22 protein-coding genes are annotated in these 21,378 nt (G+C 64.9%); 9 read left to right on the top strand and 13 right to left on the bottom strand.

Annotation, left to right across the window (positions count from 1 at the left end; genetic code table 11):
• Positions 1 to 32 precede the first annotated feature (32 nt).
• Genes PF049_04935 through PF049_04915 form a run of 5 tightly spaced genes read right to left on the bottom strand, consistent with a single transcriptional unit; the run spans position 33 to position 5,157 of the window.
• Positions 33 to 605, bottom strand: coding sequence for a nucleotidyltransferase family protein (locus PF049_04935; GenBank protein ID WBY17501.1), 573 nt, complete (start codon positions 603 to 605; stop codon positions 33 to 35).
• Positions 595 to 1,473, bottom strand: a complete 879-nt coding sequence (locus PF049_04930) for an XdhC family protein (protein WBY17500.1) — start codon at positions 1,471 to 1,473, stop codon at positions 595 to 597. The genes PF049_04935 and PF049_04930 overlap by 11 nt, the downstream gene beginning before the upstream one ends.
• A complete protein-coding gene (locus PF049_04925; protein ID WBY17499.1) occupies positions 1,470 to 3,659 on the bottom strand; it encodes a xanthine dehydrogenase family protein molybdopterin-binding subunit in 2,190 nt (729 codons plus the stop codon). Before PF049_04925 ends, PF049_04930 begins: the two co-directional genes overlap by 4 nt.
• Positions 3,656 to 4,642 (bottom strand): xanthine dehydrogenase family protein subunit M, encoded by a 987-nt coding sequence (locus PF049_04920; protein ID WBY17498.1) that lies wholly within the window; start codon positions 4,640 to 4,642, stop codon positions 3,656 to 3,658. Before PF049_04920 ends, PF049_04925 begins: the two co-directional genes overlap by 4 nt.
• Positions 4,639 to 5,157 (bottom strand): 2Fe-2S iron-sulfur cluster-binding protein, encoded by a 519-nt coding sequence (locus tag PF049_04915; GenBank protein ID WBY17497.1) that lies wholly within the window; start codon positions 5,155 to 5,157, stop codon positions 4,639 to 4,641. Before PF049_04915 ends, PF049_04920 begins: the two co-directional genes overlap by 4 nt.
• A gap of 198 nt (positions 5,158 to 5,355) precedes the next feature.
• Between PF049_04915 and PF049_04910 the strand changes: the two genes are divergently transcribed.
• Positions 5,356 to 6,648 carry a sugar MFS transporter gene (locus PF049_04910; GenBank protein WBY17496.1) on the top strand — a complete coding sequence of 431 codons (1,293 nt, stop codon included), beginning with the start codon at positions 5,356 to 5,358 and terminating at the stop codon, positions 6,646 to 6,648.
• A gap of 72 nt (positions 6,649 to 6,720) precedes the next feature.
• Here the strand turns inward: PF049_04910 and PF049_04905 are convergent, their stop codons facing one another.
• Genes PF049_04905 through PF049_04895 form a run of 3 tightly spaced genes read right to left on the bottom strand, consistent with a single transcriptional unit; the run spans position 6,721 to position 8,593 of the window.
• Positions 6,721 to 6,972, bottom strand: coding sequence for a hypothetical protein (locus tag PF049_04905; protein WBY17495.1), 252 nt, complete (start codon positions 6,970 to 6,972; stop codon positions 6,721 to 6,723).
• Positions 6,973 to 7,011: 39 nt separating this feature from the next.
• On the bottom strand, positions 7,012 to 7,308 hold the full coding sequence (locus tag PF049_04900; protein ID WBY17494.1) for a hypothetical protein: 297 nt from the start codon (positions 7,306 to 7,308) through the stop codon (positions 7,012 to 7,014).
• Entirely contained in the window at positions 7,280 to 8,593 is a 1,314-nt protein-coding gene (locus PF049_04895; protein ID WBY17493.1) for a sulfotransferase, read from the bottom strand. Before PF049_04895 ends, PF049_04900 begins: the two co-directional genes overlap by 29 nt.
• Before the next feature lie 136 nt (positions 8,594 to 8,729).
• On the opposite strand from PF049_04895, the gene serS reads away from it, so the two are divergent.
• From serS to PF049_04875, 4 genes are read left to right on the top strand one after another with little or no spacing between them, the layout of a single operon-like run.
• Positions 8,730 to 10,010, top strand: coding sequence for a serine--tRNA ligase (gene serS, locus PF049_04890; protein WBY17492.1), 1,281 nt, complete (start codon positions 8,730 to 8,732; stop codon positions 10,008 to 10,010).
• Entirely contained in the window at positions 10,007 to 10,768 is a 762-nt protein-coding gene (gene surE / locus PF049_04885; protein ID WBY17491.1) for a 5'/3'-nucleotidase SurE, read from the top strand. Before serS ends, surE begins: the two co-directional genes overlap by 4 nt.
• Complete coding sequence (locus PF049_04880; GenBank protein WBY17490.1) at positions 10,765 to 11,541, top strand: M23 family metallopeptidase; 777 nt, start codon at positions 10,765 to 10,767, stop codon at positions 11,539 to 11,541. Before surE ends, PF049_04880 begins: the two co-directional genes overlap by 4 nt.
• 32 nt (positions 11,542 to 11,573) lie before the next feature.
• Positions 11,574 to 12,677, top strand: coding sequence for a potassium channel family protein (locus tag PF049_04875; GenBank protein WBY17489.1), 1,104 nt, complete (start codon positions 11,574 to 11,576; stop codon positions 12,675 to 12,677).
• A gap of 7 nt (positions 12,678 to 12,684) precedes the next feature.
• On the opposite strand, the gene PF049_04870 is transcribed toward PF049_04875, so the two are convergent.
• Positions 12,685 to 13,083, bottom strand: a complete 399-nt coding sequence (locus PF049_04870) for a DUF1761 domain-containing protein (GenBank protein WBY17488.1) — start codon at positions 13,081 to 13,083, stop codon at positions 12,685 to 12,687.
• Between the two features lie 74 nt (positions 13,084 to 13,157).
• On the opposite strand from PF049_04870, the gene rimO reads away from it, so the two are divergent.
• Positions 13,158 to 14,552, top strand: coding sequence for a 30S ribosomal protein S12 methylthiotransferase RimO (rimO, locus tag PF049_04865; protein ID WBY17487.1), 1,395 nt, complete (start codon positions 13,158 to 13,160; stop codon positions 14,550 to 14,552).
• 6 nt (positions 14,553 to 14,558) lie between these two features.
• On the opposite strand, the gene PF049_04860 is transcribed toward rimO, so the two are convergent.
• The 3 genes from PF049_04860 to PF049_04850 all read right to left on the bottom strand — a co-directional run bounded on the left by PF049_04860 (position 14,559) and on the right by PF049_04850 (position 17,797).
• Positions 14,559 to 16,241 carry an alpha/beta hydrolase gene (locus PF049_04860; protein WBY17486.1) on the bottom strand — a complete coding sequence of 561 codons (1,683 nt, stop codon included), beginning with the start codon at positions 16,239 to 16,241 and terminating at the stop codon, positions 14,559 to 14,561.
• 145 nt (positions 16,242 to 16,386) lie between these two features.
• Positions 16,387 to 16,692: a hypothetical protein gene (locus PF049_04855; protein WBY17485.1), complete on the bottom strand. Its 306-nt coding sequence runs from the start codon at positions 16,690 to 16,692 to the stop codon at positions 16,387 to 16,389.
• Between the two features lie 226 nt (positions 16,693 to 16,918).
• The gene (locus PF049_04850) at positions 16,919 to 17,797 is read right to left on the bottom strand and encodes a hypothetical protein (protein ID WBY17484.1); all 879 of its coding nucleotides are present in this window, start codon (positions 17,795 to 17,797) and stop codon (positions 16,919 to 16,921) included.
• A 151-nt stretch (positions 17,798 to 17,948) separates the two neighbouring features.
• On the opposite strand from PF049_04850, the gene PF049_04845 reads away from it, so the two are divergent.
• From PF049_04845 to PF049_04835, 3 genes are all read left to right on the top strand, one after another.
• Positions 17,949 to 18,755 carry a transglutaminase family protein gene (locus PF049_04845; GenBank protein WBY17483.1) on the top strand — a complete coding sequence of 269 codons (807 nt, stop codon included), beginning with the start codon at positions 17,949 to 17,951 and terminating at the stop codon, positions 18,753 to 18,755.
• An 85-nt stretch (positions 18,756 to 18,840) separates the two neighbouring features.
• Complete coding sequence (gene eda / locus PF049_04840) at positions 18,841 to 19,485, top strand: bifunctional 4-hydroxy-2-oxoglutarate aldolase/2-dehydro-3-deoxy-phosphogluconate aldolase (GenBank protein WBY17482.1); 645 nt, start codon at positions 18,841 to 18,843, stop codon at positions 19,483 to 19,485.
• A 115-nt stretch (positions 19,486 to 19,600) separates the two neighbouring features.
• Complete coding sequence (locus PF049_04835) at positions 19,601 to 20,380, top strand: L,D-transpeptidase family protein (protein ID WBY17481.1); 780 nt, start codon at positions 19,601 to 19,603, stop codon at positions 20,378 to 20,380.
• Between the two features lie 16 nt (positions 20,381 to 20,396).
• Here the strand turns inward: PF049_04835 and tilS are convergent, their stop codons facing one another.
• Positions 20,397 to 21,368 carry a tRNA lysidine(34) synthetase TilS gene (gene tilS / locus PF049_04830; protein WBY17480.1) on the bottom strand — a complete coding sequence of 324 codons (972 nt, stop codon included), beginning with the start codon at positions 21,366 to 21,368 and terminating at the stop codon, positions 20,397 to 20,399.
• Positions 21,369 to 21,378: the final 10 nt, after the last annotated feature.

The raw sequence follows: 21,378 nt of genomic DNA, 5'->3' as shown, positions 1-21,378 counted from the left end.
CCGTGCCGGGCTTCGGGGGATGGAGAGATTCCTCAGGTGGCCGGCGAAAGGCGGGCGAGGTCTGCTGCTGTGTCGATGTCGGCCAGCATCCCGCCAGGTCCGCCATCTACCGGCGCAATGGCCTGCGCCCCCGGCAGGTCGAGCGATGCCGCGCCCTTGTCGCCGGTAATGGACATGAGTGCGCCATAGGTCTCGGGCGGGAATGCCGCCGGGCAGCCACGACGCCCGTCCGGATAGCGTGTGAACAGCGTGCCCTTACCTTCGGCCAAGCGGGTAAGGTGCGCCGCCGTAACGAAGGGCATGTCGCCGAGCGCGATCACGATGCGGCTGCACGTCGTCAAGGCATCGACCCCGGCACGAATGGACGTCGCCTGCCCCTCTTCCGCGCGAGGGTTCACGACAACCTGCCAGCCTTTGGGCGTGTCCAGGGCACCGTCCTCTCGCACCACCAGTACCTTGCGCGCGATGCCGGATTCGCCGCACGCTTCCATCGCCCATGAAAGGAGCGGCCGGCCGCCAAGGGAAGCGCTCATCTTGTCGCCCCCGAACCGGCCGGCCTTGCCTGCGGCGAGCAGGATCAGGCCGACCCCGCCCTCATGCGCCATCGCGTGGTCGGTCCTTTAGCGCCTCGTATTCTCCGACGATTTCCGATAGCACGGAAAGGGCGAGCGCTTCGGGCGTCTTGCATGAGGGGATAAGGCCGACGGGGCTTCGCATGCGCGCGAGGCCGCCTTCATCGACGCCGCGCGTCAGCAGGTCGACTGTGCGGCCGATACGCGCATTCTCGCCGCCTTGTGCGCCGATATAGAATGCACCTCCCTTCAGCGCTTCTTCGATCAGGGCGAGTTCCCATTCGTGATCGTGGAACAGGAACACCGCCGCAGTCCATGGATCGGCCGGGGGAAGGCCCGAAGCCTTGCCGAGCGTCAGGTCGTCAGGCGCAAAGAACTCGATCCCGATATTCATGGCATTGCCCAGACGGGCGAGCATCTCCAGCTCGGCTCCCTCGCCGAACGCGCGGATTGCCAGGCTGGGAAGGTAGCGTCGTTCACTGAGCGGCGAGACCTGCGGAAGGGGAAGCGTGGCAATCCGCCGCTCTTCCAGATCGCGCATCGCCCTCCGGCAGGCCCCGCGGTCCGGTGCCGGGTCCAGTACGATGTCCAGGCCGCCGCCGCACGGCAGCCGGAAATCGATGAGGTCGGAGCCGCGTCCGTAACGGCGTAGCACCGGCTCGCGCAGTTCGAGTACGTCTACGGCGAGTTGCCGGTCGAGGCACCTGTCGGCCAGACTGCCTGCCGTCCGCCCGTCAGGATAGACGGCCAATTGCGCCCCCGGCCGGCGAGAGAAGCTGCCGTCGATCCCGGCCACGGTGCAAAGGGCGACGCCTTCCTCACACGCCGCTGCCAACGCTGCATGGTCACTGTCGGCGCGGTTGTCGGCGACACGCGGCCGTTGTGCAGCCAGCGTGCTCATTTCGGCATGGCAGCGAGGACGCGGTCGGGTGTCATCGGGTATTGGTACAGCCGAACCCCGGCGGCATTATAAATCGCATTGGCAATTGCCGCCGCGCCGCCGCACATTCCCAGCTCGCCGATACCCTTCGCCTGTATCGGGCTGGCAACCGGATCGCGTTCCTCGACCATGACGACTTCGACATCGGAAATGTCGCGGTGCACGGGCACGTGATATTCGGCAAGATCGCAGTTCACCAGATGCCCGTCTACGGGATCGAAATGCAGTGCTTCGGTCAGCGCTAGCCCAATGCTCCACGTGATACCGCCAAGGCATTGCGAGCGCGCAGTCTTTGCATTCAGCACCCGCCCGAATCCGAAAGCGCCCAGCATCCGGTCGACGCGGGTTTCCCCGGTGAAACGGTTGACCCGCACCTGCGCGAAGAATGCACCGAAGCCGGAGGTGGTGTAGTCGTCCGCGATGTCGCCGGGCTCGTAATGGCCTTCCTCGGACAGGTCCGCGCCATCCAGCAATGCGACAAGATCCTTCCCGCCTTCGATGGATCCGTTCGAAAGCTGCAATTCGTCCGCCGATATGCCGGCCTTTTCCGCAATGGCATCGCGGAGGCCCCGGCAGGCGAGATAGACCGCCGACCCAGCCGACGCTGCGCCCCAACTGCCGCCGGAACCCGGCCCGCGTGGATGAGCGGTATCGCCAAGGTCTACCAGCACCTTGTCCACCGGCAGGCCCAGCATCTCCCCGGCAATCTGCGCCAAAATGGTATAAGTTCCGGTGCCGATATCGGTCATGTCGGTCTCGACGATGGCGGTCCCGTCCGCCTTCAGCGTGACACGGGCCTTTGCCTCCCCGACACTGTGGACGCGGGCGGCGCTGGCCATGCCGGTACCGACCCACCATTCGCCTTCGCGCGTGTGGCGTGGGCTGCGCGGACCGCTATCCCAGCCGAAAGCCTCGGCGCCCTGCTGAAGGCATTCGGCCAGCTTGTGAGAGGAAAACGGCAGGCCCTGCTCGGGATCCTTCTCCGGAATGTTGCGCAGGCGGAATTCCACCGGGTCGACCCCGGCTTTCTCCGCCATTTCGTCCATCGCCGCTTCGAGCGCCGGCATCCCGACTGCCTCACCGGGCGCGCGCACGGACCCTGCGGTCACGCGGTGAATGCGCGCAAGTTCCAGCTTCAGCGCGCGGTTCGGCGCGCCGTAGAGGAAATGCGAGGATTGCAGGACGGGCTCGGCAAATTCCTCGCCGGGCAGGTTCGATACCAGCGCTTCATGGCCGAACGCCGTCAATTTGCCGTCGCTGCCACTGGCAAGCCGCAGGCGCTGCTTCGTTTCGGAGCGCCGCATAACGGTCTGGAACACCTGCTGGCGGCTCATCACGACGCGCACCGGGCGCCCAAGCTGCATTGCGGCGAGCGAAGCCGCGACCGTTTCCTCGCTGACCCCCAGCTTCGACCCGAAGCCGCCGCCGACGAAGCGCGAGAGGATACGAACCCTGTCTTCTTCCAGCCCCACCGCGTCGGCGAGTTCGGAGATGTTGTAGTTCAGCATCTGGAGCGAGGCGTGAACCGTGAGGTTTTCCCCGTCCCATTGCGCGATCGCGGCGTGCGGCTCCATCGCGGCGCTTGCATGGCCCGCGGTCTCGATCGTTACGTCGATGCTGTTTTCCGCGGCGGACATGGCACCGGCGAAATCGCCCTGGTCGACGGTATCGCCGTCCTGTTCTTCCGGCTCGACTGCTCCGGGGTCGATCGCGGCGCCTTCTTCGGCGTCGTATTCGATCTCCAGATGCTTTGCAGCATCGCGGGCCTGTTCGAACGTCTCGCCCACGACGAGCGCGACCGGCTGCCCCCAGTAGCAGACCGTGCCGGGTTCCTGCTTCGGCGCTTCGTTCGCTGTGCCCTGGGCAGCGCGGGTGGTCATGCGCTCGTCCTCGATCACCGCGATAACCCCCGGCATGTCCATGATGCCCGGCGCATTGATCGATTTCACTGTCCCTCGCGTGATGGTGGAGGTGACGATCACGCCTTCTGCAAGGTTCTCCACCGGGTATTCGGCGGCATAGGGGGCCGTGCCTGTCACTTTGGCCAGCCCTTCGACACGCGGCAACGGCTTGCCGACGATGCCCTGCTTCATGCCGTCGAGGCGGTTGGCGCTGTCGGGCTCGTCCTGTTTGAGATGCGTGGTCATAGTTCGGTCTCCGTCGCCTCTGCCAGAACCGCTTTCAGCGTGCTCCGGGTCAGCGGAATCTTGAAGTCGTTCTCGCCATATCCCTGCGCGTCTTCAAGCAGCAGGTCCGCAGCCTCGTCGAACAGCGCTTCGGACGGCTCTTTCCCGATGAGCAGCTCCGGGAGGCGGGCATCGTGCCACGGCTTGTGTGCAAGGCCGCCGAAGGCGAGGTCGGCGCGGGTGAAGCGCCCGTCCTCCAGCGCCACGATCGCGGCAATCGAGACGAGCGCGAATGCATAGGACGACCGCTCCCGCACCTTCCGGTAAAGCTGCTTGCCCGGAACAGGTGCCGGCAGGATCACGCCGGTGATGATCTCGCCATCCTCCAGTACATTGTCCTTCCAAGGCGTATCGCCCGGCAGGCGGTGAAAGTCGCGGACCGGGACCGAGCGGCCCTCCCCGCTCTCGCCTGCGATCTCGACAGTCGCATCCAGCACGGACATCGCCACGGCCATGTCTCCGGGGTAGGTCGCGATGCATTCCCGGCTCGTGCCCAACACGGCGTGGAGCCGCGCAATGCCCGGGATGGCCCCACACCCGCTACCCGGCTCGCGCTTGTTGCAGGGCTGGTCGATATTCGTGAAATAGAAGCAGCGGGTCCGCTGGCACAGGTTTCCGCCCGTTGTTGCCTTGTTGCGTAATTGCTGGGTCGCCCCGGCAAGGATGGCGCGCGACAGGACGGGATAGTCGGCCCGCACCCGCGCATGGTTCGCTGTGGCCGTATTGGTCGCCAGCGCACCGATACGCAGGCCGCCATCGTCCATGTCCTCGATGGAGGTCATGCCTAGCCGGCCGATATCGACCAGCCGCGATGGTGCTTCCACCTGCAGCTTCATCAGGTCGAGAAGATTGGTCCCGCCGGCAATCGCCATGCTGTCGCCGGTTGCGGTGAGCTGCGAACCATGTTCGAGGCTGTCGGGACGCTGGTAATCGAAAGGCCTCATGCCGCGCCCTCCTTCGCCGATGGGCCGGCCGCCGTGTCGCGAATGGCCGCAACGATATTCGCATAGGCCCCGCACCGGCACAGATTGCCGCTCATCCGCTCGCGTATTTCCTCGTCCGTCGCATCGACCGACCCTTCGAGGTCGCCCGTCGCATCGCTCGGCCAGCCATTGGCGATCTCTTCCAGCATGGCCGTCGCGGCACATATCTGGCCCGGCGTGCAATAGCCGCACTGGTACCCGTCATGTTCGACGAAGGCTTTCTGCAAGGCAGAGGGGTCGTCCGGCGTGCCCAGTCCCTCGATCGTGGTCACCTCTTCGCCGTCATGCATTGCTGCAAGCGTCAGGCAACTGTTGATCCGCATCCCGTTGACGATGACCGTGCACGCACCGCACTGGCCGTGATCGCAGCCCTTCTTCGTGCCGGTCAGCTGCAAATCTTGCCGCAGGAAGTCCAGCAGCGTCGTCCGGGGGTCGCCTGGCAGGGGATGGGCTGTGCCATTGATACTGACGGTCACGAAAATCTCCTTCGTGAACCTAACCTGCAAAAGAGCCCATGGGTCCGGCGCGAACCAAACTTTTTCGCCGCACCGCCCACAAACCCGTCATCCGGCGGATCACATACGAATGCAGATGGACGCTGGCCGAATTTGGAATACCATCATCGATACAAGACAAATCATGGCGGCAGTCCCGACTGCCCGAGGGGGAAGATCATGGCACTGGCACCTGATGTCGCGGCAAACAGCGATTCCGATCCGGCACGCAAGGGCGACACACCGATCAACGCGCCGGGCCTGCAATATTTCGTCTTCGGCCTGTTCTTCATCTTCGGCGGGATCACCTCGCTCAACGATGTCATCATCCCGAAGCTGAAGGAGCTGTTCACGCTCAATTACACGCAGGCCATGCTGGTCCAGTTCTGTTTCTTCGCAGCCTATCTCATCATCGGGATACCGGGGGCGAAGCTGGTCAAGAAGATCGGATACATGCGCGGCGCGGTGGCGGGCCTGCTGACCATGATGGTCGGCTGCCTGCTGTTCATCCCGGCCAGCCAGACGGCGACCTACGCCATCTTCCTGTTCGCCCTGTTCGTGCTGGCGAGCGGAGTCGTCATCGTGCAGGTCGTGGCCAATCCGCTGATCAGCCTGCTGGGCCCGAAAAAGACCGCGCATAGCCGCTTGACCTTCGCGCAGGCGTTCAATTCGCTGGGCACGACCGTCTTCCCCATTGTCGGCGCGGCCGTCATCCTGGGCAGTCTGGCCAATGTGTCCGCAGACCAGCTTTCCGGGGCGGAACTGCAGGCCTATCGCCAGGCGGAAAGCGAGGCGATCTGGCAGGGCTATCTCGGCGTTGCCGTCCTTATCGCGCTAGTCGCGGCTGCCGTATGGATGTTCCGCAACCGGCTACAGGGCGAGAAGCACGAGGCATCGTCCGGACTGGCCGGGCTGGACCTGCTGAAGCGCGGACGCTTCGGATACGGCGCGCTGTGCATCTTCCTCTATGTCGGGGCCGAGGTTTCGATCGGGTCGATCATCATCAACTATCTCGCGCTGGAACGGGTGCTGGGCCAGCCGGAAAGCGTCATCGGGTGGATGATCGGGCTGTATTGGGGCGGCGCGATGGTCGGGCGTTTCATCGGCTCCGCATTCCTGCGCATATTCTCGCCCGGCAAGATCCTCGCGTTCAATGCGGCCGGCGCAATTGCCCTCATCGCGATCAGTTCGCTCACCACCGGCACGGTGGCGGCCTATTCCCTGCTGGCGGTCGGCCTGATGAATTCGATCATGTTCCCGACGATCTTTTCGCTGGCTTGCGAGAAGCTGGGACCACGCGCAGCGGACGGATCGGGCATCATCAATGTCGCGATCTTCGGCGGCGCGGTCGTGCCGCTGCTTTACGGGATTATCGCAGATGTCAGCGGCAGCCTGACCTTCGCCCTGGTCCTGCCCATCGCCTGCTATCTCGTCATCGGGGGCTTCGGCATTTTCGCCCGGCGCCCGGCCTGAGCCAAGCTCGCATAAAAAAGCCCGCCTTCCATAGTGGAAGACGGGCTTTTGGCGTTGATACTGCCTGCTTGATCAGACAGCGGCCTTCGGGAAGTCGCCGTTCGCCGTGTCGACCTTCTCGGTGGGCGAGGTGCGCTCTCCGTTGTCGAGAACCTTCTTCATGATGTAACCGCCGGCAGCCATCGCGGCCATTGCCGGCAGGCTGATGCGGCGCAGCACCATGGGCGCGATCACGCCGAGCGCTGCACCGGCGGGGCCGCCGATGGCGCTGGTTTTCTTGGCAGCCTGGCCGCCCACATATGCTCCGATAATCTTGCCGATCATTGTCGTATCTCCTTTGCCCTATCAACGACTTCGTCCTGATCAGGTTCCGGATCGGGCCCGCCGCGCACGGCGATTTTCTTCCGCTTCCGTGCTGAAGCTGCGCGGCGCATCGGTCCAGTCGCCGCGTGCATGGACGACGATGTCGCCTACGGCCACGTCGTTGGCCGCATAGACGTCCCAATTGCGATGGATCATGTCGGGCGGTCCGAAGACGCGCACCGCATTCCAGTACCGGTCGTCCCTGAACCCCACGAAATGCACCAGCCGCGCTTGGGCCGGACGGGGCCGCACACGCTCCGGAGCGCCCTCAGCGAACCCGTGCGGCACGCCTGTCATTGCCCGCACCGAAGGCGTTCTCCATCGGGACATCGAACGCCTCGATATAGGATCGCATGCGCTCCAGAACCTCGTCCGGCGTCAGCCCGAACATTTCGAGGCTGTAGCGGTGGGGTCTGCGCTTGAGCGCCTTGGCCCGTTCGACATAGTCTTCCATCGCTGGCAGGGCCGGTTCGATTTCGAGGTCGAGGAAGCGGTAGATCCGGTCCATGGTGCCGCGCCAGTCGCGGTCCATCTCGTCATACTGGACGTCGATCATCCGCTCTGCGGGAATGGATTTTCGCGCCTCCATCATCCGTTCGACCTGCAGATGGGTCTTGCGCAGCCATTCCCGGCCGATGGCACCTGGCTCGACATCGTCGGAATAGATGATGGTCTGGTTCCAGGCCAGGCTGGCGGCACTGCCCGTCACCTGCCGCGGGTCGCGGTGGGTGAAGATCAGCCGCGCATCGGGGAAGACGTTCAGCAGGGCGGGCAGGTCCAGCATGTGCTGCGGGGTCTTGAGGATCCAAGGGCGGATGCTGCTGACCTGCTGGCTCCACCCGATCAGGCGGAGCTGGTCGGCCAGGTAGGCGTAGGCAGGCGTCGCATCCACGCTCTCGCACCATCGGCCATAGCTTGGCACCTGCCACTGCGCCTCGTGCTTCATCCCGTACATGCTGGCGACAAGCAGGCCGAGCTCTTCCTCGGGTTCCATCGGGCCGGTCGGGTGGATCGACAGCGTGCGCGGATTGGCCAGGCGCGCGACCCGCATGATGCGCCGGGCAAGAACGGGGCGGACATCTTCTGCGCGCCCTTCCAGCACATCCTCGAATTCGCGGCGCGGCACGGGGCTGATCGTCTCGAAACTGCGCATGTGGCTGAAGCGGTGGTCGCTGGCCAGCAGGCGGTGCAGCCGGGTCGTACCGGACCGCATGGGGCCGACGATCACCACCGGGCTGCGCATCGGGCGTTCCAGGATTTCGGGATGCCGCTTGTACCAGTATTCGCTCAGCAGGCGGTGGAACAGGACCTGCCGGAATTGCAGCATGGCGGAAAAATCACCGGCGGCATTCAGCTTCGCCTCGCCCTCGATCGCCTCCAGCAGCTTCGCCAGTGGCTTCTCGAACCATGGGTCGCCGAAGTCGTCCAGGCCGCCTGCCTGCTCGATCGCCTGCGCCTTCAGATGCTCTGCATCCAGCCGCGCAGGCGCGACGGCGCCCATCTTGCGGCCAAGGCGCACGCCCTTTTCCACGATGTCGATGAACGGGGTCCGGCGGGGCGGTACTGTAGGATTTGTTGCCAAGTATTCGTCCCTGCCTGAGCCAAGGCGCATTGCCATAGCCATAGAGGGCCAGCGTTCAAGGGCAGGCTATGTTCCTGCCAACAGGGCTTTACGCCGCACTTTTCATTTCACCGCTTGCGCGCCATAGCTTCGCGCCATGCATGATATACGCCTGATCCGTGACGATCCCGCCGCTTTCGACGCCGCCCTTGCCCGCCGGGGGCTGGAACCGCAATCCGCCCACCTGGTCGGACTGGACGAGAAACGCCGCGCGCTGACCACGAAGGTGCAGGAAGGCCAGGCCCGCCGGAACGAAGCATCCAAGGCCATCGGTCAGGCGATGGGACAAGGCGATACGGACAAGGCCGAAAGCCTGAAGGCCGAAGTCGCGCGGCTGAAAAAGGACATGCCCGCGCTGGAGGAAGAGGCGAAAGTGCTGGACGCTGAGCTTCGCGATGCGCTGGCCCGCATTCCGAACCTGCCGGCGGACGACGTGCCGCAGGGCGAGGACGAGGCGGACAATGTCGAGCTGTCTGCATGGGGCGAGAAACCGCAATTCGACTTCGAGCCGAAGGAACACGCCGATTTCGCGCCCGCGCTGGGCATGGATTTCGAAACCGGCGCGAATATCTCCGGCGCGCGCTTTACCTTCCTGCGCGGCGACTTGGCGCGGCTGCACCGGGCGCTGGGGCAATTCATGCTGGACCGCCAGACGCGCGAAAACGGCTACACCGAATGCAACCCGCCCGTGCTGGTCCGCGACGAGGCGATGTACGGCACCGACAAGCTGCCGAAATTTGCCGAGGACAGCTTTCGCACGACCGACGATCGCTGGCTCATCCCCACATCCGAAGTCAGTCTGACCAGTTCTGTCATGGGCGAAATCCTGGGCGAAGATGCCCTGCCCCGGCGGCTTACCGCGCTGACCCTGTGCTTCCGATCGGAAGCCGGCAGCGCGGGGCGCGATACGCGGGGGTTCATCCGCCAGCACCAGTTCGAGAAATGCGAGCTCGTCTCCATCGTGAAGCCGGAGGACAGCGAAGCCGAGCACGAGCGGATGACCGAGGCTGCCGAAGGTATCCTGCAAGCGCTCGGCCTGCCCTATCGCAAGATGCTGCTATGCACCGGCGACATGGGTTTCGGCGCGCGCAAGACCTATGATCTGGAGGTCTGGCTGCCGGGACAGGACGCCTACCGCGAGATCAGTTCCTGCTCCAATACGGGCGATTTCCAGGCGCGGCGGATGAATGCGCGCTACCGGCCTGAAGGGTCGAAGAAGACCGAATTCGTCCACACCCTCAACGGCTCCGGCCTCGCGGTCGGACGCACGCTGGTCGCCGTGCTGGAGAATTACCAGCAGGCCGATGGCAGCGTTGCGGTGCCCGAAGTGCTGGCCCCCTATATGGGCGGTGTCACGAAGCTGGAGCCGCGGGCATGAAGATCCTGCTGACCAATGACGACGGCATACGCGCGCCGGGGCTGGAAGTGCTGGAGGCCATAGCGCGCGAATTTTCCGACGACATCTGGATCTGCGCCCCGGACGAGGAACAGTCCGGCATGGGCCACGCCCTCACCCTCACCCGCCCGGTTCGCCTGCGCCAGCACGGGGACAAGCGATTTTCCGTCACCGGCACCCCGACCGACAGCGTGACGATGGGGATGCGCAAGGTGATGGACGGCCCGCCGGACCTGATCCTCTCCGGCATCAATCGCGGCGCCAATCTGGGGGACGACGTCACCTATTCGGGCACGGTATCTGCCGCGATCGAGGGCGCGCTGGCCGGTATCCGATCCATCGCGCTGAGCCAGGTGACCAGCCGGGAGGGCGCTGCCGACAGCGACACGTTCGATGCCGCGCGCAAATGGGGCGCGAAGGTCGTGGCCCCGCTGCTGGAGACACCGCTTCCCACGCGCACGCTGATCAATGTGAACTTCCCGCCCCTGCCCGGAGCCGAGGTGAAGGGAATTCGCGCCGTAAGGCAGGGTTTTCACGACTACTCGCGCGGAACGGTCGTCGAAGGGCGTGACCCGCGCGGCTTCACCTATTACTGGTTCGGATTGCAGGCGATCGAGCACACGCTGGATCACGGCACCGACCTTGAAGCCATCGACGAGGGGTATATCGCAGTGACGCCTTTGCAACTGGACCTGACCCACCACGCCTCGCTCGGCGATCTGGGGGAGCGTTTCTCGTGACGCTGCGGCCCCTGCTCGCCGCCGCTGCGGCAACCGCGCTGCTGGCAGGCACTGCCGCCGCCAATCCGCGGACCGAAACAGTCCACACCGTCGAGGAAGGCGAAACGCTGGGCGGCATCGCCAACCGCGCCGGGGTTTCAGCATCCGTCATCGCTGCAGCGAACGGGCTCGTCGAACCCTACGACGTGCAGAAGGGGCAGAAACTCGCCATCCCCCGCCAGCGTATCTACACCGTGAAGAGCGGCGATACGCTGGGCGGCATTGCCAATCGGACGGGCGTTGCGGCGCAGAACATCGCCATTGCCAACGGTCTGGACGATGGCAATGCGATCCGGGTCGGCCAGAAACTGATCATCCCGGCGCAAGTATCCATCGCCGTGCGCCCGCAGGCGCCGCGATCCGAACCCTATTTTCGCTGGCCGCATGACGGGCGTGTAATGCTGGGCTTCGGACGCGGGCATGACGGGATCGACATAGAAACCGGCATGGCGGACATGGTGCGCGCCGCGGCCAGCGGCACGGTCGTCTTCGCAGCGCCTGAGAAAACCCGTTTCGGCCGGCAGGTGCTGATCGATCACGGCAATGGCTGGCAAACCAGTTACGGCCACCTTTCGCGCATCACCGTGAAGAAGGGCGACGTCATCAAGACGGGCGAGCGGATCGGCCTGTCGGGCGATGCCGGTATCGCCACCCGGCCCGAACTGCATTTCGAAATCCGCCACAATGGCCGCGACGTCGATCCCGCAAGCAAATTGCCGCGTCGTGGCAATTGAGCTAACCGCCTGCGAATGGCGGTGAAACCCGAATGAGCGACCAGATCGAGCAGATTGGCGAAGGCGCCGGGCGGCGTCACTACAAGGGCCCGCGGTTCCAGCCGCTGCGCCGCGCGGTCGACTTACCCGTGTGGGGCGATCTAGGCATCCGGCTCGGGCTGGCGATCTTCCTGATCGCAATCGTGGTCATGATCCACTGGTGGGACCGCGGCGGCCTGGTCGACAATCTCGACGGCGAAGTCAGCTTCACCGACGTCATCTATTTCACCATGATCTCGATCACCACGACAGGTTTCGGCGACATCGCGCCGATAACCGACCGCGCCAGGCTGGTGGAGGCGGTGATCGTGACGCCGATCCGTTTCGCGGTGTTCTTTATCTTCGTCGGCACGGCCTACAATTTCATCATCAAACGCAGTTGGGAGAGCTTCCGCATGGCGCGTATCCAGGAACAGCTATCGGATCATATCGTCGTTCTGGGCTATGGCGTCTCCGGCTCCGAAGCGGTGGCAGAACTGATCGAGCGGGGAACCGACCCGGCGCAGATCGTGGTCGTCGATCCGAGCGAGGAACGGCTGGCGGAGGCCGAGGCGCAAGGCTGCAACGTCATGACCGCCGATGCCACCCGCGACGGCACGCTGCGCGCCGTGCGGATCGAGAAAGCGCAGAACGTGCTGGTTTCGGCAGGGCGCGACGACACCTCGATCCTGATCGTGCTGACCGTACGGGCGCTCGCCCCCAACGTGCCGATCAGCATGGTGGTGCGGGCCGACGACAACGAGCACATCGCCCGCCAGGCCGGGGCCAACAATGTCATCAACCCCGTCCGCTTTACCGGCCTGCTGCTCGCCGGCAGTGCCAAGGGCGCGCATATCGCCGAATACCTGGCCGATCTCGCTTCCGTCTCGGGACGGGTCCAGCTGGTAGAGCGGGAAGTGACGGACGAGGAATGCGGCTGCGCTATCAACGATCTGCCCACGGGCGGCCGCGGCCTGCGCGTCTATCGCAACGGCAGGGCACTGGGCTTCTGGGAGGACGAATGCCAGAACCTGCAGAAAGGCGACATCATCGTGGAAATCGTGCCCACCCCCTCGGGCGAGGAACGCGGCGACGGCCACAATGGCCGCCCCGAATGACGGGCTCCTAGTTCATCAGGGCGAACACCGCGCCCATCGCGGTCATGCCCAGCACGAAGTGCCCTGCATCGATAAGGAAGAGCGCGCCGCTCTTGCGAAGATAGAGGTAATTGATCCCGATGGCAGGGATCATCACGCCCAGAGCAAAACCGACCGAGATCATCATGATCGCCCGGTCGCTGGCTCCGGTCATCGCGAACTGGTGGGCAAGGACGGTCGCTATCAGCAGTTCGAACAGCAGGGTCAGGCCGAAAATCTTCAGCATGTTGCCGGACCGAACCTCGGCATCGTCCAGCCCCGCGGCCTTCTGCCAAGCCTTTCCGAACAGCACACCGTACCAGAGCGCGCCAACGACGAAGAACGCCAGCCCTGCCAGAATGATCGTGAAGAGGCTGGTGTCGCCCATGATATGCCTTCCTGCTCGTGCAATCGCCTGCCCTATAGCGCGTGCGCCCTTGCAGGTGTAGGGGCGCTGGCATCATGAGCAATGCCACCCCCGTTTCCCCGACCACCCTGCCCGACGCCAGGAAAGTCGGCATGGTGTCCCTCGGCTGCCCCAAGGCGCTGGTCGATTCCGAACGCATCCTGACCCGCCTGCGCGCCGATGGCTACGCGATGAGCGCCGATTACGCGGGCGCCGACGTCGTGCTGGTCAACACTTGCGGATTCCTCGACTCTGCCAAGGAAGAAAGCCTGCAGGCCATAGGCGAAGCGATCGCGGAAAACGGCCGCGTCATCGTGACCGGGTGCATGGGCGACGAGGCAGATGCCATCCGCGCCGCCCATCCGCAGGTCCTGGCCGTGACGGGCGCCCACCAGTACGAACAGGTGGTGGAGGCGGTGCACGAACACGCCCCGCCCGGCCAGGGGCCCTATGTCGACCTGATCCCGCAGCCCGACGTGAAGCTGACGCCGCGACATTACAGCTATCTGAAGATCAGCGAAGGCTGCAATCACTCCTGCGCCTTCTGCATCATCCCGGACCTGCGCGGGAAACTGGTCAGCCGCCGGATCGATGCCGTCCTGCGCGAGGCCGAGAAGCTGGTCGCGGCCGGGACGCGCGAATTGCTTGTCATCAGCCAGGATACCTCTGCCTATGGCGTCGATACGCGTCACGAGGTGCGAGGCTGGAAGGGGCGCGAGCCCCGCGCCCACATGACCGATCTGGCACGCGAACTGGGGCAACTTGACACAGGTGACGGTACGCCGCCCTGGGTGCGGCTGCATTACGTATACCCCTACCCCCATGTCGATGCCGTCATCCCGCTGATGGCGGAAGGTCTGCTGACCCCCTATCTCGATATCCCGTTCCAGCATGCGAGCCCGTCCGTCCTGAAACGCATGAAGCGCCCCGCCAACGAGGCGAAGGTGCTGGAACGGCTGAAGGGCTGGCGGGACATCTGCCCCGATATCGCCGTGCGCTCCAGCTTCGTCGTGGGCTTCCCCGGCGAGACGGTAGACGATTTCCAATACCTGTGCGACTGGCTTGAAGAGGCGCAACTCGACCGGGTGGGCGCGTTCCGCTTCGAACCGGTCGAAGGCGCGCAGGCCAATGCCCTGCCGGATCCTGTGCCCGAAACGCTGAAGGAAGAACGCTACGCCCGGCTGATGGAACTGACCGCGCGGATCAGTGCGGAGAAGCTGGCGGCCAAGGTCGGACGCACTCTGCCCGTCATCATCGACGAGGTGGGCGAACCGGACGAGGACGGCGATATCGGCGCCACGGGCCGCAGCCAGGCCGACGCGCCGGAAATCGACGGCCAGGTCTTCCTGCGCAATGTCGCCGCCGACCTGTCGGCCGGGGATATTCTCGATGTGCGGATCGAGGACGCCGATGCGCACGACCTGTTCGGAGTTCCGGTGCAGGCGGGCTAGTCCGGTCTACAAACCCCGCGCAATGGCAGCGACCCGGCCGAGGACCGCGTCGGTCTGGTCCTGCATGACGAAACTGCCCGCATCGGCAATGAACTCCGGCGCGCCGAAGCCGAAATGCGTGCAGGCGCGGACCGCCTCGGCGCGGGCGATGGTCGCATCCTCTTCGCCATACAGCATGTGGACCGGGACGGTGATCCCGCTGCAAAGCCTGCTCCAGTCGGCAGACCACGTTACCATCGTTTCCGCCGTGCCGACAAACCGCCCGCGCACGACATAGGTCGCCGCGCTTCGCAGCATCTGGACCATGCCGGGCCGCTGGATGGCTGAAAGCTCGCGCGGGCAGCCCTGGTAGAATTCTTCCACGAAGCGGTGAAATTCGCCCGTCCCGATGGTCGCCAGCATGGCGCGCTGGTATACCTTGGCAAAGGTCGGGACGAGCCGCACCAGCCTGATCTGCCGGCGATGGGTCGGCCTGAGCGATGCCATCGCCGTCTTATCGAAGATCGGCAGGAAAGCCCCGATGCCGATGGCCGCGTCGATCATGGCGGGCTGTCTCTGCGCGAAGGCGAACATATACGGCGCGCCTGCATGGGTGGTGATCGCCGTGCAGCGGTCCACCCCAAGATGCCGCAGGAAAGCCGGCAGGCGGTCGGCGAACTCCTCGGCTGCAGCCAGTCCATGCGCCGCAGCCGTGGTCGCACCATGATGCGGCCGCCACGGAGCGATGATGCGCAAGCCGTGGCGGCGGGCCGCATTGGCCACTTCGGGCGTCAGCAGCGCGCCTTCTATCGGGTGGAAGAACAGCACCGGGTGGCCGGTGGGATCGCCATGTTCCTCCCACGCGATGCAGCCGCCCTGTTCCTCTTCGTAATGCAGGCGGCAATGATGCGTCTTGATGCCGGGCCGCTCCGCCGGGATTTCCAGCGAATGGACGAAACCTGCGTAGAGCAGCAGCAGCTCTTCCTTGGAATTGACCGACAGTTTTCGCTGCAGGGCCTTCATCTGGTTGCGCGCCGTCCCCAGCGAGCGCCCGCGCAGTTCGGCAAATTCGCGCACCGTCCCGCCCGACACCATGTGCCGGACCAGCGCGACCTCTGTGTCGGTCAGCCGCAGCGCCTCGCTGAAGGCCTTGCCGCTCCGCTCGCTCCAGCGGAGGCGCACGGCGTCGAAGGCGACCAGCGCGCCTGCATCCCCCTGCTCCAGCCGCGCAGCGAACCACCAGCCCTTCTCGTCTTCTTCCGAAGTGTAGAAATGGAAGAACCCGCCGAACCCTTCCTCGTCCGCGCCTGCGCCTGAAAACAGTTCGGCCAGCCGCTGGCGATCGGCCCGTTCGCTTCCCGGTTCGAACAGCCAGTCGGGCAGTTCCCCGCCGGGCGCGATATCGTCTGCTGCGAAGACCCCGGTATTGCACTGCGCGATCCGGAATGCAGGCCCGATCGCCAGGTCGCATGTAAGCGTTTCAGCCTTGCGCGTGTTCAGGAAGCTGTGGTCGATCCGGTCGTTGGGATAGACATTGTCGAGGATTTCCGCCGCATTGGCGAAATGGCGTTCGGCCCGGTCGCCCAGATCGCCCGACGCGCTTTCGAACGCGCTGAGATCTTCCAGGATGTCGACGAAGACATCGGGCCGGGCAATCGCGCTGTATGCGCGCGCAACGATGGATTCCAGATCCGGCTCTTGCCCCGCCACCGTCAACGCCCCGCTCCCAATGCCCTGTCCGCGACCGGCTTACGCTGCGCCCGGAAAACCTCAAGGGGGAGCCCATTTGGCAAGAGGGCGCGCCCGGCAGGCGCGCCCTCCTCTCTGGCAAGATGCCCGGGGCATCGCCAGATGGTCATTTCACGCAATATTTGCCGCTGGTCTTGAGACCTGTCGGGCAGTCGCCGTCGCGCACTTCGGCATAGTCGCCGCTGTCGCCGACGCAGTATTTCGCCGAGGATTTGAAGCCGCTGGGGCAGGAGCCGATTTTGGTGATGGCAACCTTGCCGCCGGTCGAGACACAGGACGATCCCTTCGACTTGAAGCCGGTGGGACACGACCCGTCACGGTCGACTTCCGCCCCGCTCGACTGGGCCATTGCCGTCTGCGGCATGGTCCCGATGGCAAGGGCAGCGGCGAAAGCGGGTATGAGAAATTTCATGGTGTTTTCCTTCGATTGTGATGATGGGTTGGCCCCGCCCGCGGTGGAGGCGGGGCCTGGACAGGAGGTCTGAACATGGGGTCTGCTCCGACTGCCCCGGTCAGGCGCGCGGCCGGTACACTTGGAGATACCGTCCGCGCGCCCGGTAGGACCGGAAGGGATCAGACCCCGGCGCTACCCCCTGTCTGTTCGTGATGGACGTGCGACGCGTGCGACGCGCAATTCATCAGGTGCGGCCGGCGCTCAGGCGCCAGTGGAACCCGACCAGGCTGGTGCCCGTCTTGCGGTTGTAGAACTGGCAATAGTAATCGCGGCCCGATTCCTGATGGTAATCGTGCATCGTGAACGAAATGGCGGTCTTGCCGCGCTGCTTGAGCTTCTTCTGATAGGCCGTCTGCCGATCGCGGTTGCTGCCGGTCGCGCATTCGGCGATCCCTTCCGAATTGCCACAATGCAGCAGCATGTTGCGGCCCTTCACGCTGTTCATTGCCGGCTCGAGCGTGATCTGGTCCCACGGTTCGCCCGTCAGGGAATCGAGGCACTGCATGTCCCAGTCGTCGCTATTGCCCATGGCCTTGTACTGCTGCTCGTCCACCTCGAAATAGATCGAGTCATAGGTTCCCATCGACGGCAGGATGCATCCGTCGCTTACCGCCGCAGGCTCACGGTCGATGAGGCCGGTCCGCTTCTGCGTGCTGATGCCTTCCTGGTAGGTATATTCGCCCAGCCGTCCCATCATGACGTTGGTCAACTCCAGAGTGGAGCATTTCGTCATGGCCGTGTATTTCGCCGGCGCAGGCCCGGCGCGTCCGCCATGTCCCTTGCCCTTGGCGGTGCAGGCAGAGGCGCTGGAACTGCCGCTGTGCGATGAGAAGCAGCCGCCACCGCTGCTCGAAGCGGCCGATCCGGCGATACCGCTCAGTATGCTGCGGCCCTTGGTCCGCTCCGCATCCTCGACCGCGTCCTTCACGCGCTTGGCATCCCTGGCGGTCTGCTCGACCGAGCGGGCGGCCTTCTTCAGCTTGTCGAACGGGCCGGCCTGGGCCTCGGCAGGCATGGTTGAGATGAGCGCCATGCCGGTCGCTGCGAGAATGAGGTTCTTCATGATCGTGATCCCTTGCACATCGTGTGTCGGTGCAAGCGGAGTATGCCGGGCGGCTGAGTGCCTGAATGTCCCACATGGTACAAAAGGCAGGGTTTTTCGTATCCTGCGCCGTGCGCCCGCAACGTAAGCGGTTTTCACGCGTTGGTGCCCCATGCCCTTCAAGATCAACGCCAGCTTCGCATTCGAAGCCAAGCAACCGACCGATGTCCTGCTCCAGTTCGAGGCGGCGGCGATCCCCGAACAGCGCTTCCTCTCGACCGATACCTGGTTGACGAAAAGCGAACAGTTCGCCCGCGTGCCGGCGCAGGAAAATATCGGGGAACGCATCTGGGTCCGGGCCGAAGGGCACTTCAAGGTAGACTATACGTGCGAGATCGAGGTCGACCGGATGCTGACCGAGATCGAGCCGCTGCGACAGATGGACGCGCACGACCTGCCGGGCGAGACGGTGCAGTACCTTTTCGACAGCCGATACTGCCAGGGCGACCGGTTCCAGTCCTTCGTCGATGCCGAATTCGGCGACCTCGTCGGCGGCAAACGCATCATGGCGATGCACGACTGGGTGGCCGATCATTTCAGCTACGTCCCCGGGGCCAGCGGGCCGCAAACGACTGCGCTCGACAGCTTCGTGGAGCGGCGCGGTATCTGCCGCGACTATGCCCATGTGATGGTCACCCTCGCACGGGCCAGCGGTATCCCTGCCCGTTTCGTCAGCTGCTTCGCGCCCGGCGTGAACCCGCCCGACTTTCACGCCGTGGCAGAGGTCTTCCTCGAAGACACGAGCACCCCGGGCGGCGGGGCATGGTACCTGGTCGATGCGACCGGCATGGCAAGTCCGTCCGACATCGTGAAGATCGGGGTGGGACGCGATGCCGCCGATGTAAGCTTCATGACCAGCTTCGGGCTGACCGATTTCCTCGAGAAAACGATCAGCGTCGAAGAGACGAACAAGGAATAGCGGCGCGCCGCCGAAAGCAGCTCCGGCGGCGAATAGCTATGCGGCAGGCTGGTCGATCCGCGCAGGCACTGGTATCGCTGCTGCCATGAACACGCCCAGCACCACGCAAGATATCGGCGCCCTGATGCGCGCTGCTCCGGTCATTCCCGTCATCGTGATCGACGATGTGAAGCAGGCCGTCCCGCTTGCCGAAGCCCTGGTCAAGGGCGGCCTCCCGGTCCTCGAAGTGACGTTGCGGACCGACGCGGCGCTGGACGCGATCGCGGCGATGAAGACGGTCGAGGGCGCGATTGTCGGCGCAGGCACGGTGACCGGACAGGCCGACCTCGCAGCTGCGCTCGATGCGGGAAGCGAGTTCATCGTTTCCCCGGGGCTGACCGAACCGCTGGCAAAGGCCGCCATCCGTGAGGGCGTGCCGTTCCTGCCGGGGGTGTCGAGCGCCGGCGACATCATGCGCGGGCTCGACCTCGGGCTCGATCATTTCAAGTTCTTTCCGGCCATGGCGTCGGGTGGCCTCCCAGCGCTCAAGGCGCTCGCCGCGCCGTTCCATGCCTGCAAATTCTGTCCCACGGGCGGCATCGGTCCCGATAATGTGGAGGAATGGCTGGCTTTCGATCCGGTGCTTTGCGTCGGCGGCAGCTGGGTCGCCTCGCTGACGTCCGCTGCCGGTTCGGCCGACTACATCGCCATAGCCGAAACGGCGCGCAGGGCCTCGATGCTGGGCAAATGAGGCAGTGACGCGTCGCCGCACGCGGCGTTAAGAACTCGCCGCGGCGCGTCTCTCTGCGGGACGGTGCAATTCGCCCCATTGGCAAAGAGCGGGTTCAGGGCGCATACCGCATTTCATGAACCCTATGCTCAAATGGATTGGCGGTGCGACCGCCGCGACGCTGCTGGTCTTTGGCGGGGCGACCCTCGCCAGCACCATGCTGGATTCCCAGGCTGCCGCCGGCGCTGGCGACGGTGAAGATGCGGCAATGGACACGGTGACCGCGATCGACCGCGCGATACCCGTCGACGAAGCAAAGCTCGATGGCGGCAACGCCCCGGCGCAGAGGCTGTCCAGCGAAACCGTCCCGTCAAACGCCGCCTCGGGCCCTGCCGGGCAGGCCGATGGCGAAGCCCGGTTGCAGCAGGCATCGGCCAGCGATGCGAAGGACGATGATTTCGTCGTGAAAAGCATTCTGCCGATCCACGGCCCGATCAAGTATGGCGAATATCACTGGGATGCCAGCCGCGCGCCTGCCGATGGCAAGCTGGTGATGACGGTCGACTTGCAGGCCCGCGTCATCTCCGTCTTCAAGGGCGGGCACGAGATCGGCGCTTCGGCTGTCCTGCTGGGCACGGACAAGCACCCCACCCCGCTCGGCACGTTTCCGATCCGCTACAAGATGCGTCACAACGTGTCGGAGAAATACAACAATGCGCCGATGCCCTATTCGATGTTCCTGACAACCGACGGCATTGCGCTGCACGGGTCGGATGTCGAGAACGGCAATGCCAGCCACGGCTGTGTCGGCATGCCGGACGAGTTCGCAGCGAAGGTCTTTGCCCTTGCGAAGAAGGGCGACAAGGTCATCATCACCGATGGCGAGACGCTGGAAATGGGCGAGCAAATCCTCTGAATGCAGAGCTAGCGGGCTAGCCTGTCCTGCGGGGCGGCTCCCGTTCGAATTTCCACGCATCGACGCTGCCGCCGGGCGCTTCGGAATAGTGCGCCCGCTTTGCAGCCACACCGCCGAGCGAACCGGCACCGTGCGCGTATAACCGCTCCACCAGACGTGCCGTTGCCGATCCGCGTGCGCTTGCATCGAACATGCGCAAGATCCGCTGCACGACCTCGATCTCGACCGCGCGCGGATGGCCGAATTCGAACCAGACAACGCCATCGTCCTGATCGGCATCCTGCCTGTGAACGCAGTCACGCCATGCTTGTGCGACCACCTCTTCGACGACCGGTTCGGCGTCCTGCAGGTTGCGCGCACTCATCGCGATCGCCAGGGGGTCGATCCACGGGAGGCCGGCCAGCACCTTGCGGACCTGTACGCGGTCGAAACGCTCATCCTCGTTGGACGGGTCGCGTACCGGCGTCAGTCCGCATTCGGCCACGATCCCGGCGAGTTCGTCCCGCCGCCAATGAAGCAATGGCCGCACGACCAGATATTCCTCCGCCCCGGAAGGTAGGGGTCTGACCGAGCGCGCCCTGATTCCGGCCAGCCCCGCCAATCCGCTGCCGCGGTTCAGCCGCATGAGAACCGTTTCCGCCTGGTCGTCGGCATGGTGCGCCGTCGCAATCGCGTCGATACCCCGGGATGCGAAATGCTGTGCCAGCGCGTCATAGCGCACTAGCCGCGCACGGTCCTGCAAATTGCCGGGGCCGACATCCACGGTCAGCACGCCGCACGGAATGTCCCGGGTCTCGCAGAGCTGCGCCACGAACGCGGCCTCGCTCGCGCTTTCCGCGCGCAGTCCGTGATCGACGCTGGCGACCTCTATTCGCCCGGGCACGGCAGCATGGGCAAGGACCAGCAACGCAAGGCTGTCCGGTCCCCCCGATACGGCGAGGCCGAGGCGGCCGTCCTTTCCATCGGGGCCGTGCCCTTCCTCCCACACGCGCAGCAGG

This window comes from Erythrobacteraceae bacterium WH01K (assembly GCA_027941995.1).
Taxonomy (GTDB): Bacteria; Pseudomonadota; Alphaproteobacteria; order Sphingomonadales; family Sphingomonadaceae; genus CAJXSN01.
This window is presented reverse-complemented; position numbering and strand designations above follow the sequence as displayed.